The following is a 14867-nucleotide window of genomic DNA, read 5'->3' as shown; positions in this document are numbered from 1 at the left end:
CGAACAATCCCATGAGCAAGAAGTACGACGCCGGGGTCAAGGAGTACCGCGACACTTACTGGACTCCCGATTACGTCCCCCTCGACACCGACCTGCTGGCCTGCTTCAAGTGCACCGGCCAGGAAGGTGTGCCCAAGGAAGAGGTGGCTGCCGCCGTGGCCGCCGAGTCCTCCACCGGCACCTGGTCCACTGTGTGGTCCGAGCTCCTCACCGATCTCGACTTCTACAAGGGCCGCTGCTACCGCATCGAAGACGTCCCTGGTGACAAGGAGTCCTTCTACGCGTTCATCGCCTACCCCCTCGACCTGTTTGAGGAAGGCTCCGTGACCAACGTGCTCACCTCCCTGGTGGGCAACGTGTTCGGCTTCAAGGCCCTGCGCCACCTGCGCCTGGAAGACATCCGCTTCCCGATGGCCTTCATCAAGACCTGCCCCGGCCCGCCGAACGGCATCCACGTCGAACGCGACCGGATGAACAAGTACGGCCGTCCCCTGCTGGGTTGCACCATCAAGCCGAAGCTGGGCCTGTCCGGCAAGAACTACGGCCGGGTGGTCTACGAATGCCTCCGCGGCGGTCTCGACTTCACCAAGGACGACGAGAACATCAACTCCCAGCCCTTCCAGCGCTGGCAGAACCGTTTTGAGTTCGTGGCCGAAGCCGTCCAGCTTGCCCAGGAAGAAACCGGCGAGAAGAAGGGGCACTACCTCAACTGCACCGCCGCCACTCCCGAGGAGATGTACGAGCGGGCCGAGTTCGCCAAGGAACTCGGGCAGCCGATCATCATGCACGACTACATCACCGGTGGCTTCACCGCCAACACCGGTCTGTCGAAGTGGTGCCGCAAGAACGGCATGCTGCTCCACATCCACCGCGCCATGCACGCGGTGATCGACCGCCATCCCAAGCACGGCATCCACTTCCGGGTGCTGGCCAAGTGCCTGCGCCTCTCCGGCGGCGACCAGCTGCACACCGGCACCGTGGTGGGCAAGCTCGAGGGTGACCGTCAGACCACCCTGGGCTTCATCGACCAGCTGCGCGAATCCTTCATTCCCGAAGACCGCACCCGCGGCAACTTCTTCGATCAGGACTGGGGTTCGATGCCCGGCGTCTTCGCCGTGGCCTCCGGCGGCATCCACGTGTGGCACATGCCCGCCCTGGTCGCCATCTTCGGTGACGACTCCGTGCTCCAGTTCGGTGGTGGCACCCACGGTCACCCCTGGGGTTCGGCCGCCGGCGCCGCCGCCAACCGGGTGGCCCTCGAAGCCTGCGTCAAGGCCCGCAACGCCGGCCGCGAGATCGAGAAGGAAGGCCGCGACATCCTCACGGAAGCCGCCAAGCACAGCCCCGAGCTGGCCATCGCCCTCGAGACCTGGAAGGAAATCAAGTTCGAGTTCGACACCGTCGACAAGCTCGACGTCGGCTGATCCGACATTCCGGCCCCATGCCCTGCCACCGCTGACCGAGGGTGCTCCCACCCACGCTCGGCGGGGCCGGGTTCCCCAACCCATTCCCCACAAGGATCCCCATGCCCTTCAAGAGCACCGTGGGTGACTATCAAACAGTCGCCACCCTGGAGACCTTCGGCTTCCTCCCGCCGATGACCCAGGACGAGATCTACGACCAGATCGCCTACATCATTGCCCAGGGCTGGAGTCCCCTGGTCGAGCACGTCCACCCCAGCCGCTCCATGGCCACCTACTGGTCGTACTGGAAGCTGCCCTTCTTCGGTGAGAAGGATCTCGGTGTGATCGTCAACGAACTGGAGTCCTGCCACCGGGCCTACCCCGACCACCACGTGCGCCTCGTCGGTTACGACGCCTACACCCAGAGCCAGGGCGCCTGCTTCGTCGTGTTCGAAGGCCGCTGATTCAGCGACCACAGCGGATCCCGGCCGGCGGTCGGGATCCATCACATTTGATCATCCATTCACGGGGCGGACATGGCCAGAACCACCAGTCGGGAAGCAGCTCTGGAGCGCCGCAAGGCCCTCACCAACGGCGGCAAGAAAGCCTCCGCCCAGTTCATGTCCTCCCCGGGACGGGTGCGCACGGCCGCCGATGCCCAGCGCAGCCGCACCGAGGCCGTGAGTCCCGCCCCGGCCACGCCGGCCCCGGCCCCGTCCCCCTCCCGCGTCAGCGCCGCCCCGCGCCGGGGCGCTTCCACCTCCCTGTCCTCCACATCGGTCTCCGGCCATCGCAGCAACGCCAAGCCGTTGGCGAACCCCAGCCGGAACCTGGTGCTGGAGCGCCGTGAAGCCCTCTCCCGCCGCGGCAAGCGGGCCGACACCTCCAGCGACCGCACCCGCCAAGAGGTGATGCGCGCCACCAGGCCCAGCGCCCCCGCCACCCCCGCCGTGGTCGCCAGCCCGGCCCCCACCGCTGCACCCGCCGCCGCGTCCTCCGGCCTGGGGGCATCGCTGGCCAACCGCAACGCCCGCACCGGGGAGCGCCGCAACGGCACCCCCAAGCGCACCGCCCAGCACAACCCCAGCCGGGCCATCGTCATGGCACGCCGCGAAGCCCTCTCCAAACGGGGCAAGTCCGCCAGCGCCCCCACCAGCTCCGTCGCCGCCTCGGTGGCCCGCCAATCCAACCCGGACATGAGCAGCCGCGAGCTGGCCCAGAAGGTGCGGGAGCTCAAGTGCAAGGTGGGCTCCGCCGGCAGCTCCCGCAGCGGCGGCTCCCGCCCCACCGGCCCGCGTCGCGGCCAGGCCAAGATCGATGCCGCCGCCGATGCCCACTGGAAGGTGGGGGTGAGCGAGACGGTCCGCGGCCAGGTGGTCACCGGCACCCAGGCCAACCGCTCCCTCAAGACCACCGGCAACGAGGCCAGCACCTGCCGGCCGGTCACCGGCACCGAATACCTGGGCGCCGAGATCTTCCGCACCTTCTGCCAGAGCGATCCCACCCCCCTCCAGCCCGCCAAGGTGCGGGTCAGCGCCACCAGCCACGGCAACCGGGTGACGGGCAACGAAGTGGGCCGTTCCGAGAAGGTCACCGGCGACGAGCCCGGCACCTGCAAGAACGTCACCGGCACCGAGTACATCTCCGCCAACCAGAGCACCGCCTGGTGCGGCACCACCACCCCCTCCCCCCGCAAGGTGGGTCTGACCCGCACCTCCGCCGGCCGCCCGGTCTCCGGGGTGATCGTGGAACGCTCCGAGCGGGTCACCGGCAACGAGCCCGGCGCCCATCGCCAGCTCACCGGCACCCAGTACGTGGGCGACCAGTCCCAGGTACCCGGCCGCGCCCCCGCCAAGGTCAGCAGCCTGCACACCCTGCGGGGCACCGGCATCACCGGCACCCATGTGGGCCGCAGCGAGCACGTCACCGGCGACGAACCGGGCTCCTGCCGCCTGGTCACCGGCGACGAATACATCGGCACCCAGCAGTACGAACAGTTCTGCGGCACCAAACCGGCGCCGGAAGCCCCCAAGGTGGGCTTCAGCGTCACCAACAAGGCGCTGGTGGTCAGCGGCACCCGCACCGGCCGCTCCGAGAAGGTCACCGGCGATGAGCCCGGCACCTGCAAGGCCGTCACCGGCACTCCCTACGCCGGCATGGAGCAGGCCGGCACCTGGTGCTCCTCCGACCGGCTGAGCGAGATCCGCCAGCGCACCCCGGTGCGCATGGGCACCGTGATGACCGGCATCCAGCCCGGCATCGGCGGCGTCATGACCGGTGCCGAGCGCGGCGCCTGCGAGGACATCACCGGCACCCCCTACATCGGCGGCGACCAGATGGCCGAGGCCTGCGGGGCCGCCACCCGGGAGGACGCCGATTTTCCCCAGCCCCTCAGCGCCCAGCCCTGGCAGCAGTTCAGCGTCCAGTCGCCGGCCCGGGCCGCCCAGAGCGCCCGCCAGCGGCCCGGTGGCGTCACCGGCAACAGCTACGAGCAGGGCAACCGCATCACCGGCCCCTTCGACATGGCCGCCGACAAGGTGACCGGCACCGAGCAGTTCCGCTTCGACCGTCCCAGCCAGGAGCGGGTGCGGCTGCGCCCGCCGGCGGCGGCAGCTCCGGTGACCGTCGACGAAGACGCCCGTCCCACCTCCCGGGTCACCGGCGAGGGCATTTCCGCCGGCCTCAACATCACCGGCGATGACTGGGATCGGGGCAAGCACGTCACCGGCACCGAAGGCGCTTCGGCCCGCCGCCGCAACCCCAGCCGCGTCGGCCCGATGTCGGCGATGCCCGGCTTCCAGAACAAGCGCAACGAGGCCGTGCCCGAGCCCACCAACAAGATCACCGGATCCAGCGGCAGCACCAGCGCCGGCTCCCTGATCACGGTCTCCGGCGGAGCCCGCGGCTGAACCCCTGATGCCCCGCCGCCCGGCCCCCACGATCCGTCCCCTCGCTCCGAGAGCCCCCCGGCGCCGGCCCGATGCCCCCTCCGGCGCCGACCTCTCCCGGCGCCTGGCGGCGGTGCGGCTGGGCCAGGGAGCCACCGGCAGCCCCCATCCGCTCACCGACCACGCGGCCAATGCCGCGCTCGAGAGCTACGACCGTGGCGTCAAGGACGCCTTCGATCGGATCGTGCCCGTGCTCAAGCGGCTCTCCGCCCTGCAGCACGAGGATGACTTCGTGGAGCGGGCCCAGGCCCTGGCCCAGGCGGAGCTGGGCTTCAGCCTGCCCCTGCCGATCCTGGAGAAAGCCTGGGTCAGCCAGCTCGACATGCGCAGCCTGTTCGCCTGGTGCGTCTTCGAGACCTACGAACAGACCAGCGACAGCTTCTTCCGCGACGATCCACTGCGGGGCCAGCCCGGCAGCGCCGCCGCCGAGGACTTCAACGCCTTCCTGCTCTCCTGCGGCTTCCACCTGCTGGATGTGACGCCCTGCGCCGACGGTCGCCTGGCCCATGCCATCGCCTTCGCCCTGCGGCTGCCGTTCAGCTCGATACGGCGCCGTCCCCATGCCGGGGCCCTGTTCGATGTGGAGAACACGGTCAACCGCTGGGTCAAGACCGAGCACCGCCGCTACCGGGAGGGCGTTCCCAACCCCGCCCACGACGACACCCGTTACCTGAAGGTGGTGCTTTACCACTTCAGTTCCCTCGACCCGACCCACGAGGGCTGTGCCGCCCACGGCAGTGACGACGCCCTGGCGGCCAGCTGCGGCCGCCAGCGGCTGATCGACTTCCAGCAGGCCGTGGAGAACAGCTTCTGCTGCGGCGCCTCCGTCGACCTGCTGCTGCTGGGGATCGACACCGACACCGACGCCATCCGGGTGCACGTGCCGGGCATGGACGGCAGCACCCGCCTGGATCAGTGGCTCGATGCCGCCACGGTGTACGAGGCCACGCGCCACCTGCACCCCGAAGAGGCGCGGCGCCGGATCGCCGAACTGGCGGAGGCCGCCGCAGCCTCCGTCCCCGATCCCGGCATGGTGCGGCTGATCGCCCGGCTGCTGGAGCACAACATCTCCCAGATCGACTACGTGCGCCGGTACCACGACGGCCACTACGCCGATGCGGGCCATGCCGAGCGATTCATCGGTGTGGGCATCGGCTTCAAGGAGATCCACCTGCGCAACCTCACCTACTTCGCCTACATGGACACGGTCGAGGAAGGCGCCCCCGACATGGACGTGGGGGTGAAGATCTTCAAGGGCCTCAACGTCTCCCGGGGCCTGCCGGTGCCCGTGGTGGTCCGCTTCGACTACAACGGCAAGGTGCCCGGCGCCCGGGAGCGGGCCGTGCGCCATGCCCAGCGGGTGCAGGAGGCCATCGAGAACCGCTACGCCGACCTCTTCGCCCAGGGCCTGCTCCATGCCCTGCTCACCGTGCGCGATCAGGAGCGCCACACGCCCGCCGAGGCGGTAGGTTCCACGATCAGCCTCACCACCGCAGGAGGGCACTGACCATGTTGATCTGCAAGGTGGTCAAACCCCTGGTCTCGACCAACCGCATCCCCGATTTCGAGCACAAGCACCTGCAGGTGGTCCAGGACGGCAGCACCCAGAAGGTGGCCGTCGACGCGGTGGGCTGCATCCCGGGCGACTGGGTGATCTGCGTGGGCAGCTCCGCCGCCCGCGAGGCGGCGGGCAACAAGTCCTATCCCAGCGACCTCACGATCGTGGGGATCATCGACCACTGGGACCCCGACGCTGGCAAGGCCACCCCGCCTCCTTCCGGTGCGCCGGCACCCCAGGGAGGACAAGCCTGATGGAGATCATGCAGGTCACCGGCTCCCTGGTCTGCACCCAGCGGGTGCCCGGCCTCGAGCACTGGAACCTGCGGGTGCTGCGCAGCACCAAAGGCAAGCTCAGCGTCGCCGTCGATCCGGTCGGTGCCTCCCCGGGCAACTGGGTCTTCACCGCCAGCGGTTCGGCCGCCCGCTTCGCCTGCGGCAACCCCGAAACGCACACCGACCTCACCATCGGCGGCATCATCGACTTCTGGGAACCGGACGGGTAGGCGCCCCTGCCATCGCTTCCACGCCCGTTCCTCCTCCCCCCGCCCGTCCCATGGCCAGCCGCACCCCCCGCTCCGGTCCCGACGCCACCCCCACGCCGGCACCGGCCCCTCCATCGGGGGCACCGGCCTCCCCTCCGGCAGCGGCGGCCGGGGGGGCGGCCGGAGGCGGCAGCCCGCCGGCCCTGCCACCGGCGGCGGTGGCCAAGCCGGCGGACCCCAAGCCGGCGGCCGCCACCCGGGCCCCACGGGCGGCCCGCTCCAGCCCGACGACCCGGCAGCCGCGCCGGACCACCGCCAAGCCCGCCGCTCCGGCCAGCCAGCGCTCCAGCGCCTCGAGCCCCAGCCGCCGCGGCAGCGGCGGTGCCGGCACCCCCCCCAAGACCCCCACTCCCCGTACCCCCTCCATGGCCCCCACCATCCACGGCATCGCCCTCGGTCTGATCGAAACCCGGGGCCTGGTGCCGGCGATCGAGGCGGCCGACGCCATGACCAAGGCCGCGGAAGTCACCCTGATCGCCCGCGAGTTCGTCGGTGGCGGCTACGTCACCGTCATGGTGCGCGGTGAGACCGGCGCCGTGAACGCCGCCGTGCGCGCCGGCGCCGATGCCTGCGAGCGGGTTGGCGACGGCCTGGTGGCGGCCCACATCATTGCCCGTCCCCACAGCGAGGTGGAGCCGGCCCTGGCGGCCTCCGGCGTCGGCCGCAGGGGCTGATCCCCATGGACGCCGCCCATCCGCGCGTCCTCGGCTACCTGGGCCGCGCGTTGAGTCTGGAGCTGTCCGCCGTGCAGCAGTACATGACCCAGGCCTCCCTGGTGGAGCTCTGGGGCGACACCAGTGCCGCCGAACGGTTCCGCCAGGAGACCGTCGAGGAGATGCGGCACGCCGAACGGCTGGTGCAGCGCATGCTGCAGCTGGGGGTGGCCCCCGCCGCCTCCCAGCTGCGGCCGGTCGCCCACGCCGCCGACCTGGAGGGTCTGCTGCGTCTCAATGCCGTCCTCGAGGAGGACCTGATCCAGCACTACGGCGAAGCGATGCGTTTCTGCCTGCTGATCGGCGATGGCAACAATGCGTCCTTCTTCCGTGCCCTGCGGGACGAAGAACAGCAGCATGGGGAGGATCTGGCGGCCTGGATCGGCAGCCTTGCCGCCGTCCCGTCCAGGGCCCTGCAACGGGCCACCTTCTGACGTCGCTCCCCCTTTGCCGGACCCCCTTCCCCTGTCGATCCAGCTCAGCTGGCTGATTCCCCTTTACGGGTTCAGCGGCATGCTGCTGTCGCTGCCCTGGGCGGCGGGCTGGGTGAAGCGCAACGGCCCCCGTCCGGCCGCCTACCTCAACCTGCTGGTCACCCTGCTGGCGGTGCTGCACGGCAGCCTGGTGCTGCGCGCCGTGCTGGAGCTCGGTCCCCAGCACCTCGACATCGCCTGGTTCTCGGCGGCCGACCTGGATCTGCGCATCGGCTTCGATCTGTCCCTCACCAACCTGGCGGCCCTGGAGCTGGTGACCGGCCTGAGCCTGGTGGGGCAGGTGTTCGCCCTCGGCTACCTCGACAAGGAGTGGTCCCTCGCGCGCTTCTATGCCCTGGTGGGCTTCTTCGAGGGGGCCATGGCCGGGGTGGTGCTGAGCAGCAACCTGTTCATGAGCTATTTCCTGCTAGAGATGCTCACCCTCTCCACCTACCTGCTGGTGGGCTTCTGGTACGCCCAGCCGCTGGTGGTGACCGCCGCCCGCGATGCCTTCCTCACCAAGCGGGTGGGGGATGTGCTGCTGCTGATGGGGGTGGTGACGCTGTCGGCCTGGGCCGGATCGCTGGAGTTCAACGACCTCTACGCCTGGTCGGCCAACGGGACTCTGCCGGCCCTCGGGGCCACCCTGCTGGGCCTGGCCCTCATCGCCGGGCCGATGGGCAAATGCGCCCAGTTCCCGATGCACCTCTGGCTGGATGAGGCGATGGAGGGGCCGAATCCGGCCTCGATCCTGCGCAATTCCGTGGTGGTGACCTGCGGGGCGGTGGTGCTCCTGAAGGTGATGCCTGTGCTGCTGATCTCGCCGGTGGCCATCGACGTGCTGCTGGCGGTGGGCACCATCAGTGCCATCGGCGGCGCCCTGGTGGCCATCTCCCAGGTCGACCTGAAGCGGGCCTGCTCCTACTCCACCACCTCCTACCTGGGGCTGGTGTTCATCGCCATCGCCCTGCAGCAGCCCTTCATCGCCCTGCTGCTGCTCTTCTCCCATGCCCTGGCCAAGGCCGTGCTGTTCATGAGCGTCGGCAGCGTGATCGCCACCACCAACTGCCAGGACCTCACCGAACTGGGCGGCCTCGGCTCCCGCATGCCCGCCACCACCACCGGCTTCCTGGTGGGGGCCGCCGGCCTCACCGGCCTGCTCCCCCTCGGCTGCTTCTGGAGCTTCGGCCTGATGGTGGAAGGTCTGGGTTCCCGGGCCCCGTTCTTCGCCGCCGTGGTGCTGCTCACCAACGCCCTGACGGCCCTCAACCTCACCCGGGTCTACCGCCAGGTGTTCCTGGGTGCACCCCACCCCAAGACCCGGCGGACGCCGGAAGTCAACTGGCTGATGGCCCTGCCCATGGTCACCGTCGCCGTGCTCGTCCTGGTGACGCCCCTGGTGATGGCCCGCATCGACCGGGTTCCGGGCATCGGCGCCTTCTCGAGCGGCACCGCCCTGGCCCTGGTGGGCAGCGGCCTGGCCGGCCTGCTGGTCGGCAGCCTGGTCCCGCTGGACACCTTCTGGTCCCGCTCCGTGCTGCGGCCCCTACGGGTCCTGCAGGACCTGCTGGCCTTCGACTTCTACACCGACCGCATCTACCGGGCCACGATCGTGGCCTTCGTGGCCGGCCTGGCCCGGATCACCAACGGCTTCGACCAGCTGGTGGTCAACGGCATGGTCAACCGCATCGCCGCGGTCTCGATGGGCTCGGCCGAGAGCCTCAAGCTGGGGGTGAGCGGCCGGCTGCAGACCTACGTCTTCACCGTGGTGGCCGCGATCGTGCTGCTGGTCGGCAGCCTCTTCTGGCTGGGGGGCTGAGCGGACCATGCTGAGCGCCCTGCTGCTGATTCCCTTCGCCGGCGCCCTCGGCCTGCTCTGCTGGCCGGGCGAACTGGCCACCGAGCGCATCCGCCGCGCCGCCCTGGCCCTGCTGGGCCTGCAGCTGCTCTGGAGCCTGCGGGTGCTGCTGGCCTTCGACCCCGGCCAGGCGGGCCTGCAGCTGCAGGAGTCCTTCGCCTGGGTCGACAGCATCGGCCTCGACTACCGCCTGGGCGTCGATGGCCTGGCCATGCCCCTGGTGCTGGTGAACGCCGCCCTCACCCTGGTGTCGGGGATCTGCACCCGCGACCTCAGCCAGCGCCCCCGCCTCTACTTCGCCCTGTTGCTGACGATCAGCGGGGCCGTCAACGGGGCGTTCCTTTCCGAAAACCTGCTGCTGTTCTTTCTCTTCTATGAGCTGGAGCTGATTCCCCTCTGGCTGCTGATCTCCATCTGGGGCGGCGCCAACCGGGGCTACGCCGCCACCAAGTTCCTGATCTTCACGGCCGTCTCCGGAGTGCTGATCCTGGGCGCCTTCCTCGGCCTCTCCCTGTTCACCGGCCAGGCGGATTTCAGCATCAACCCGGTGACCACCGACCAGCTGGGCATGGGCACCCAGCTGGCGCTGCTGGGGGCGCTGCTGATCGGCTTCGCCATCAAGATCCCCCTGGTGCCGTTCCACACCTGGCTGCCCGACGCCCACACCGAGGCCTCCACGCCGGTGTCGGTGCTGCTGGCGGGGGTGCTGCTGAAGCTGGGCACCTACGGCCTGCTGCGCTTCTGCCTGGGGATGTTCCCCGAGGCCTGGGCCCTGCTGGCCCCCGCTCTGGCGGGCTGGGCGGCGGTGTCGGTGCTGTACGGCTCCCTGGCGGCCATCGCCCAGCGGGACATGAAGCGGATGGTGGCCTACAGCTCGGTGGGCCACATGGGCTACATCCTGCTGGCGGCGGCGGCGGCCACGCCGGTCAGCATGCTGGGGGCTGTCTTCCAGATGGTCAGCCACGGGCTGATCTCCGCCCTGCTGTTCCTTTTGGTGGGCATCGTCTACCGCAAGACCCGCACCCGGGACCTGGAAGTGCTGCGGGGCCTGCTCAACCCCGAGCGGGGCCTGCCGTTCACCGGCACCCTGATGATCCTGGGGGTGATGGCCAGCGCCGGCATGCCCGGCATGGCGGGCTTCATCTCCGAATTCCTGGTGTTCCGCGGCAGCCTGGGCGCCTTCCCGCTGGCCACCCTGCTGTGCATGGTGGGCTCGGGTCTGACGGCGGTGTACTTCCTGCTGCTGGTGAACCGGGCCTTCTTCGGCCGCCTGGCGGTGACCCCCCCGAGCGGGGATCCGGTGGCGGACTCCCGCCTGGAGGTGCGGCTGCCGGCGGTGGCCCTGCGGGAAACACTGCCCGCCCTGGCCCTGGCCAGCGGCGTGGTGGCCCTGGGGGTGCTGCCCTTCGGCCTGGGCCGGCTCAGCGAACAGGCCACCACCGCCATGGCCCAGCTGCCGGCGATGGTGGCGGCCCTCCAGGGGGGAGGGCTGGTGTCATGAGACCGATCCCCCGCTCCCCCAAGCCGCCCCTCACCTACGCCGGGGGGCGCCCCACCAGCAGCGATCTGGTGGAGACCCTGCTGGCCGGACACACCCTGCTGGCCGAGTCCCCCGATCACCTGCTCCAGGTGGTGGACGTGCTGGAGAGCTACGGCGAGGTGCTGGATGCCTACAGCATCAATCTCATCCACCAGGCCGAGAAGCAGTTCCTGAACCCCTTCCCGGTGTTCCGCTTCCTCGATGGCGACCTCAGCCCGGCGAAGATCTGGCGCCACCTGCTGCACGATCGGATCAACTTCGAATACGCGGAGTACTGCCAGAAGGCGATGCTCTGGCACGGCACCGGCGGCCTCGATGCCTATCTTGACAGCGAAGCGTTCGCGGCCAACTGCGCCGCCATCGTCGCCCGCAAGACCCGGCGCGATCCCCTGCTGGCGGCGCTCAACCCTCTGTTCCCGCAGTTCCTCAGCGAACTGATCCGCTCGGCCGCCACCACCCATGCCCTCGGCCAGTTCTGGCGGGTGATGAGCGATCTGTTCCTCAATCTGGCCCGGGCCGAGCGGGACGGGCGCATCGATTCGATCGCGGCGGTGGTGGCCTTCATCAAGGAGGGCCTGGTGGCGGCGGCGGGGGCGCCGATCACCTACGCGGTGGAGATTGGCGACCGCCGCTTCTGGGTGCTTCCCCCCGAGGCCGGTCTGACCTTCCTAGGGGATGTGGCCGTGCCCTACGTGGAGGCGGTGTTCCTGCGCGGCACCCCGTTCCTCGGCACGGTGTCCTTCAACGCCCAGGCCCAGCAGATCTCCCCCGACCAGGCCAAGTTCATGTACGGCGCCCTCTACGCCGATCCGCTGCCCACCATGGGATCGGGCATCCCGCCCAGCCTGCTGATGCAGGACATGTACCGCCACCTCCCCGAGCGGCTGCGCAACCGCTATCTGGCCGGCATCCGCGGCGATGGCGACATGCGGGTGAAGATCTGCATGAGTTTCCAGAAGGCGATGTTCTGCGTCACCAACGCGGCCATCGCCGGCACCTTCCCCCACCCGCTCGGCACCGACGCGCCGACGGAACAGGCCGCCAACCGGGCCCACGCCGCCGCCTGGGCCGCCCGCCTCTGCGTGGCCCGCACCGACTGCCTCGACGATCCGGGCTGATCTAGGGTCAGACCCATGGATCAGCCCTGGACCCGTCGGCCCCGACCCGATCGGCTCGAGCGCCGCATCGAGTTCGACGACTACGAACGCACCCGCGTGTTCCTGGAGCGCCTCAACGGCCTCTCGGAGCAGGAGGGTCGCTTCCCCGACATCAGCTTCGGGCGCACCTACGTGAACCTCACCGTGCGCGCCGAAGCCGACGAGGACCCCATCGGCGAACCGGAGGAAACCTTCGCGCGGGCCATCGATGGTCTCCTCTGAGGGCGCCGCGTCCGACGGGGGAGACGGTGCCGCGCCCCAGGAGACGACGCTGGTGGATCTGCGGGCGGCCTACGACGCCGCCGGCATCAAGGAGGTGCTCGACCAGCTCGACCGGGAACTGATCGGTCTGCGGCCGGTGAAGGCCAGGATCCGGGAAATCGCCGCCCTGCTGGTGATCAACCGGGCCCGCACCCAGGTGGGCCTGGACACGGCGCCCCCCAGCCTGCACATGTCGTTCACCGGCCGGCCCGGCACCGGCAAGACGACGGTGGCGGCGCGGATGTCGAAGATCCTGCACGGCCTCGGATATGTCCGCAAGGGCCATGTGGTGACGGCCACCCGCGACGATCTGGTGGGCCAGTACATCGGCCACACCGCCCCCAAGACCCGGGAGATGCTCAAGAAGGCGATGGGCGGCGTGCTGTTCATCGACGAGGCCTACTACCTCTACCGGCCGGAGAACGAGCGGGACTACGGCGCCGAGGCGATCGAGATCCTGCTGCAGGTGATGGAGAACAACCGCAACGATCTGGTGGTGATCTTCGCCGGCTACAAGGAGCGGATGGACATCTTCTACCAGAGCAACCCGGGCCTCTCCTCGCGGGTGGCGAACCACATCGACTTCCCCGACTACTCCGCCATCGAGCTGCTGGCGATCGCCCAGCTGATCCTGGCGGCGGAGAACTACCGCTTCAGCCCCGAGGCGGCCGCCGCCTTCGCGGAGTACATCCAGCGCCGCATGCAGCTGCCCTTCTTCGCCAATGCCCGCTCGATCCGCAACGCCATCGACCGGGCGCGGATGCGCCAGGCCAACCGCCTGTTCAGCGGCATGGGACGGGCCCTCTCCAAGACCGACCTGATGACGATCGAGGCCGACGACATCATCGCCAGCCGAGTGTTCCATGGGGAGGTGGAGGGGCTGGATCCGGCCCGGCCCCTCACCGGCGCGGGCTGATGCTCAGCGGCGCTGGCGGCAGGCGATCTGCAGAAGGTCCCGCACCTGCTGCACCCGCCGGGCCAGGGCGGGATCGCTGCTGAGCTTCTTCTCCACCTGCTCCACCGCGTACATCACCGTGGAGTGATCCTTGCCGCCGAAGGCTTCGCCGATGCGCGGCAGCGACAGATTCGTGTTCTGGCGCATCAGGTACATGCCCACCTGACGGGACTGGCTGACGGCCCGCTTGCGGCTGGGGCTGAGCATCTCCTCAATGCGCACCTCGAACACCTCGGCCACCTTCTCCAGCACCTGCTGGGGGGTGACCGCCACCTCGTTGCCGACCGGATCGAGCATCGGGGCGAGCGACTCCACGGTCATCGGCAGGCCCGTGATCGAGGCGAAGGCCACCGCCCGGGTGAGGGCCCCTTCGAGTTCGCGGATGTTGGAGGTGAAGCGACCGGCGATGTACTGGATCAGCTCCCGGGGCAGGGCCACCTGCTCCGCCTCCGCCTTCTTGTGCAGGATCGCCATCCGGGTCTCGAGATCGGGGATCTGGATGTCGGCGATCAGCCCCATCGAGAAGCGGGAGATCAGCCGCTCCTGCAGCCGTGGGATCTGGCTGGGGGGCCGGTCGCTGGCGATCACGATCTGGCGGCCGGCCTCGTGCAGGGCGTTGAAGGTGTGGAAGAACTCCTCCTGGGTGTACTCCTTGCCCTCGATGAACTGGATGTCATCCACCAGGATCAGGTCGGCGGCCCGGTAGCGATCCCGGAAGGCCTGCATGCCGTCCTTGCGGATCGCCTGGATCAGGTCATTGGTGAAGGTCTCGGTGCTCACATAGAACACCCGCGCCTCCGGGTCGATCTCCAGCCGGTAGTGGCCGATGGCCTGCATCAGGTGGGTCTTGCCCAGCCCCACACCGCCGCAGATGAACAGGGGGTTGAACTCCCGGCCCGGGGCCTCGGCCACCGCCAGGGAAGCGGCATGGGCCATGCGGCTGTTGGCGCCCACCACGAATCGGTTGAACACGTAGCGGGTGTTCAGGCCCGCCCCGGGGCGCTGCTGGACGGGCAGGGGCCGGGCGGCAGCGTGGGCGGCACCGCTGGCCGCAGAGGCCTGCGGCCGCTCGGGGGTCGCGACCGGCGGGAGCGTGGCAGGGCCTGCGCCGTTCTCGCCCACCAGCTCCGGGGGCCCGCCCAGGGGTTCGGCATCGGGGGCCACCTCCACCTCCACCCGCACCTGCCGGCCGGCGTGCTCGCTGGCCACCGCCGCGATCATGACCAGATAGTTCTTGCGCAGCCAGCCGCAGGCGAAGCTGTTGGGGGCCTCGAGGCGCAGCAGGCCGTCGGCGTAGTCGCGGCAACGGGCCTGACGGATCCAGGTCTCATAGGTGGGCTTGCTGAGCCTGCCCTGAAGATCCTGGCTCACCCGGTGCCACAGCTGATCACCCTGCTGCACCAGGAGTCCACGACGCGATGGCCGAATATAGGCATCCCAGGCCCGGGGGTTCGTCT

General features: G+C 69.7%; 14 protein-coding genes. 13 read left to right on the top strand and 1 reads right to left on the bottom strand.

Translation table 11 applies throughout. The features are described 5' to 3' along the window. Positions 1 to 11 precede the first annotated feature (11 nt). From CYAGR_RS00070 to cbbX, 13 genes are all read left to right on the top strand, one after another. Complete coding sequence (locus CYAGR_RS00070; protein ID WP_015107694.1) at positions 12 to 1424, top strand: form I ribulose bisphosphate carboxylase large subunit; 1413 nt, start codon at positions 12 to 14, stop codon at positions 1422 to 1424. Positions 1425 to 1525: 101 nt separating this feature from the next. Beyond that, positions 1526 to 1867: a ribulose bisphosphate carboxylase small subunit gene (locus CYAGR_RS00065; protein WP_015107693.1), complete on the top strand. Its 342-nt coding sequence runs from the start codon at positions 1526 to 1528 to the stop codon at positions 1865 to 1867. Between the two features lie 72 nt (positions 1868 to 1939). Further along, a complete protein-coding gene (gene csoS2 / locus CYAGR_RS00060) occupies positions 1940 to 4312 on the top strand; it encodes an alpha-carboxysome scaffolding protein CsoS2 (RefSeq protein ID WP_015107692.1) in 2373 nt (790 codons plus the stop codon). A 7-nt stretch (positions 4313 to 4319) separates the two neighbouring features. After that, positions 4320 to 5858 carry a carboxysome shell carbonic anhydrase gene (locus tag CYAGR_RS00055; RefSeq protein ID WP_015107691.1) on the top strand — a complete coding sequence of 513 codons (1539 nt, stop codon included), beginning with the start codon at positions 4320 to 4322 and terminating at the stop codon, positions 5856 to 5858. A 2-nt stretch (positions 5859 to 5860) separates the two neighbouring features. Then, positions 5861 to 6163, top strand: coding sequence for an alpha-carboxysome shell vertex protein CsoS4 (gene csoS4, locus CYAGR_RS00050; RefSeq protein WP_015107690.1), 303 nt, complete (start codon positions 5861 to 5863; stop codon positions 6161 to 6163). Then, the gene (locus tag CYAGR_RS00045) at positions 6163 to 6414 is read left to right on the top strand and encodes a carboxysome peptide B (RefSeq protein ID WP_015107689.1); all 252 of its coding nucleotides are present in this window, start codon (positions 6163 to 6165) and stop codon (positions 6412 to 6414) included. Before csoS4 ends, CYAGR_RS00045 begins: the two co-directional genes overlap by 1 nt. Before the next feature lie 50 nt (positions 6415 to 6464). After that, on the top strand, positions 6465 to 7127 hold the full coding sequence (gene csoS1, locus CYAGR_RS19330; protein ID WP_015107688.1) for an alpha-carboxysome major shell protein CsoS1: 663 nt from the start codon (positions 6465 to 6467) through the stop codon (positions 7125 to 7127). A gap of 5 nt (positions 7128 to 7132) precedes the next feature. Further along, positions 7133 to 7600, top strand: coding sequence for a ferritin-like domain-containing protein (locus CYAGR_RS00035; protein ID WP_015107687.1), 468 nt, complete (start codon positions 7133 to 7135; stop codon positions 7598 to 7600). A 13-nt stretch (positions 7601 to 7613) separates the two neighbouring features. Next, entirely contained in the window at positions 7614 to 9458 is a 1845-nt protein-coding gene (locus tag CYAGR_RS00030; protein WP_015107686.1) for an NAD(P)H-quinone oxidoreductase subunit F, read from the top strand. Between the two features lie 7 nt (positions 9459 to 9465). Then, complete coding sequence (locus CYAGR_RS00025; protein WP_015107685.1) at positions 9466 to 10998, top strand: NADH-quinone oxidoreductase subunit M; 1533 nt, start codon at positions 9466 to 9468, stop codon at positions 10996 to 10998. Then, a complete protein-coding gene (locus CYAGR_RS00020) occupies positions 10995 to 12155 on the top strand; it encodes a CO2 hydration protein (RefSeq protein WP_015107684.1) in 1161 nt (386 codons plus the stop codon). The genes CYAGR_RS00025 and CYAGR_RS00020 overlap by 4 nt, the downstream gene beginning before the upstream one ends. 15 nt (positions 12156 to 12170) lie before the next feature. Continuing rightward, positions 12171 to 12416, top strand: coding sequence for a 4a-hydroxytetrahydrobiopterin dehydratase (locus CYAGR_RS00015; RefSeq protein ID WP_015107683.1), 246 nt, complete (start codon positions 12171 to 12173; stop codon positions 12414 to 12416). Then, on the top strand, positions 12403 to 13371 hold the full coding sequence (gene cbbX, locus CYAGR_RS00010; RefSeq protein ID WP_015107682.1) for a CbbX protein: 969 nt from the start codon (positions 12403 to 12405) through the stop codon (positions 13369 to 13371). Before CYAGR_RS00015 ends, cbbX begins: the two co-directional genes overlap by 14 nt. Before the next feature lie 3 nt (positions 13372 to 13374). Here the strand turns inward: cbbX and dnaA are convergent, their stop codons facing one another. Further along, on the bottom strand, positions 13375 to 14811 hold the full coding sequence (gene dnaA / locus CYAGR_RS00005; RefSeq protein WP_015107681.1) for a chromosomal replication initiator protein DnaA: 1437 nt from the start codon (positions 14809 to 14811) through the stop codon (positions 13375 to 13377). Positions 14812 to 14867: the final 56 nt, after the last annotated feature.

It is taken from the genome of Cyanobium gracile PCC 6307 (assembly GCF_000316515.1).
In the GTDB taxonomy this organism is placed as follows: domain Bacteria; phylum Cyanobacteriota; class Cyanobacteriia; order PCC-6307; family Cyanobiaceae; genus Cyanobium; species Cyanobium gracile.
This window is presented reverse-complemented; position numbering and strand designations above follow the sequence as displayed.

Coding starts and splice junctions, on each gene's coding strand:
- CYAGR_RS00070 (WP_015107694.1), top strand. CDS start 12: ATGAGCAAGAAGTACGACGCCGGGGTCAAGGAGTACCGCGACACTTAC.
- CYAGR_RS00065 (WP_015107693.1), top strand. CDS start 1,526: ATGCCCTTCAAGAGCACCGTGGGTGACTATCAAACAGTCGCCACCCTG.
- csoS2 (WP_015107692.1), top strand. CDS start 1,940: ATGGCCAGAACCACCAGTCGGGAAGCAGCTCTGGAGCGCCGCAAGGCC.
- CYAGR_RS00055 (WP_015107691.1), top strand. CDS start 4,320: ATGCCCCGCCGCCCGGCCCCCACGATCCGTCCCCTCGCTCCGAGAGCC.
- csoS4 (WP_015107690.1), top strand. CDS start 5,861: ATGTTGATCTGCAAGGTGGTCAAACCCCTGGTCTCGACCAACCGCATC.
- CYAGR_RS00045 (WP_015107689.1), top strand. CDS start 6,163: ATGGAGATCATGCAGGTCACCGGCTCCCTGGTCTGCACCCAGCGGGTG.
- csoS1 (WP_015107688.1), top strand. CDS start 6,465: ATGGCCAGCCGCACCCCCCGCTCCGGTCCCGACGCCACCCCCACGCCG.
- CYAGR_RS00035 (WP_015107687.1), top strand. CDS start 7,133: ATGGACGCCGCCCATCCGCGCGTCCTCGGCTACCTGGGCCGCGCGTTG.
- CYAGR_RS00025 (WP_015107685.1), top strand. CDS start 9,466: ATGCTGAGCGCCCTGCTGCTGATTCCCTTCGCCGGCGCCCTCGGCCTG.
- CYAGR_RS00020 (WP_015107684.1), top strand. CDS start 10,995: ATGAGACCGATCCCCCGCTCCCCCAAGCCGCCCCTCACCTACGCCGGG.
- CYAGR_RS00015 (WP_015107683.1), top strand. CDS start 12,171: ATGGATCAGCCCTGGACCCGTCGGCCCCGACCCGATCGGCTCGAGCGC.
- cbbX (WP_015107682.1), top strand. CDS start 12,403: ATGGTCTCCTCTGAGGGCGCCGCGTCCGACGGGGGAGACGGTGCCGCG.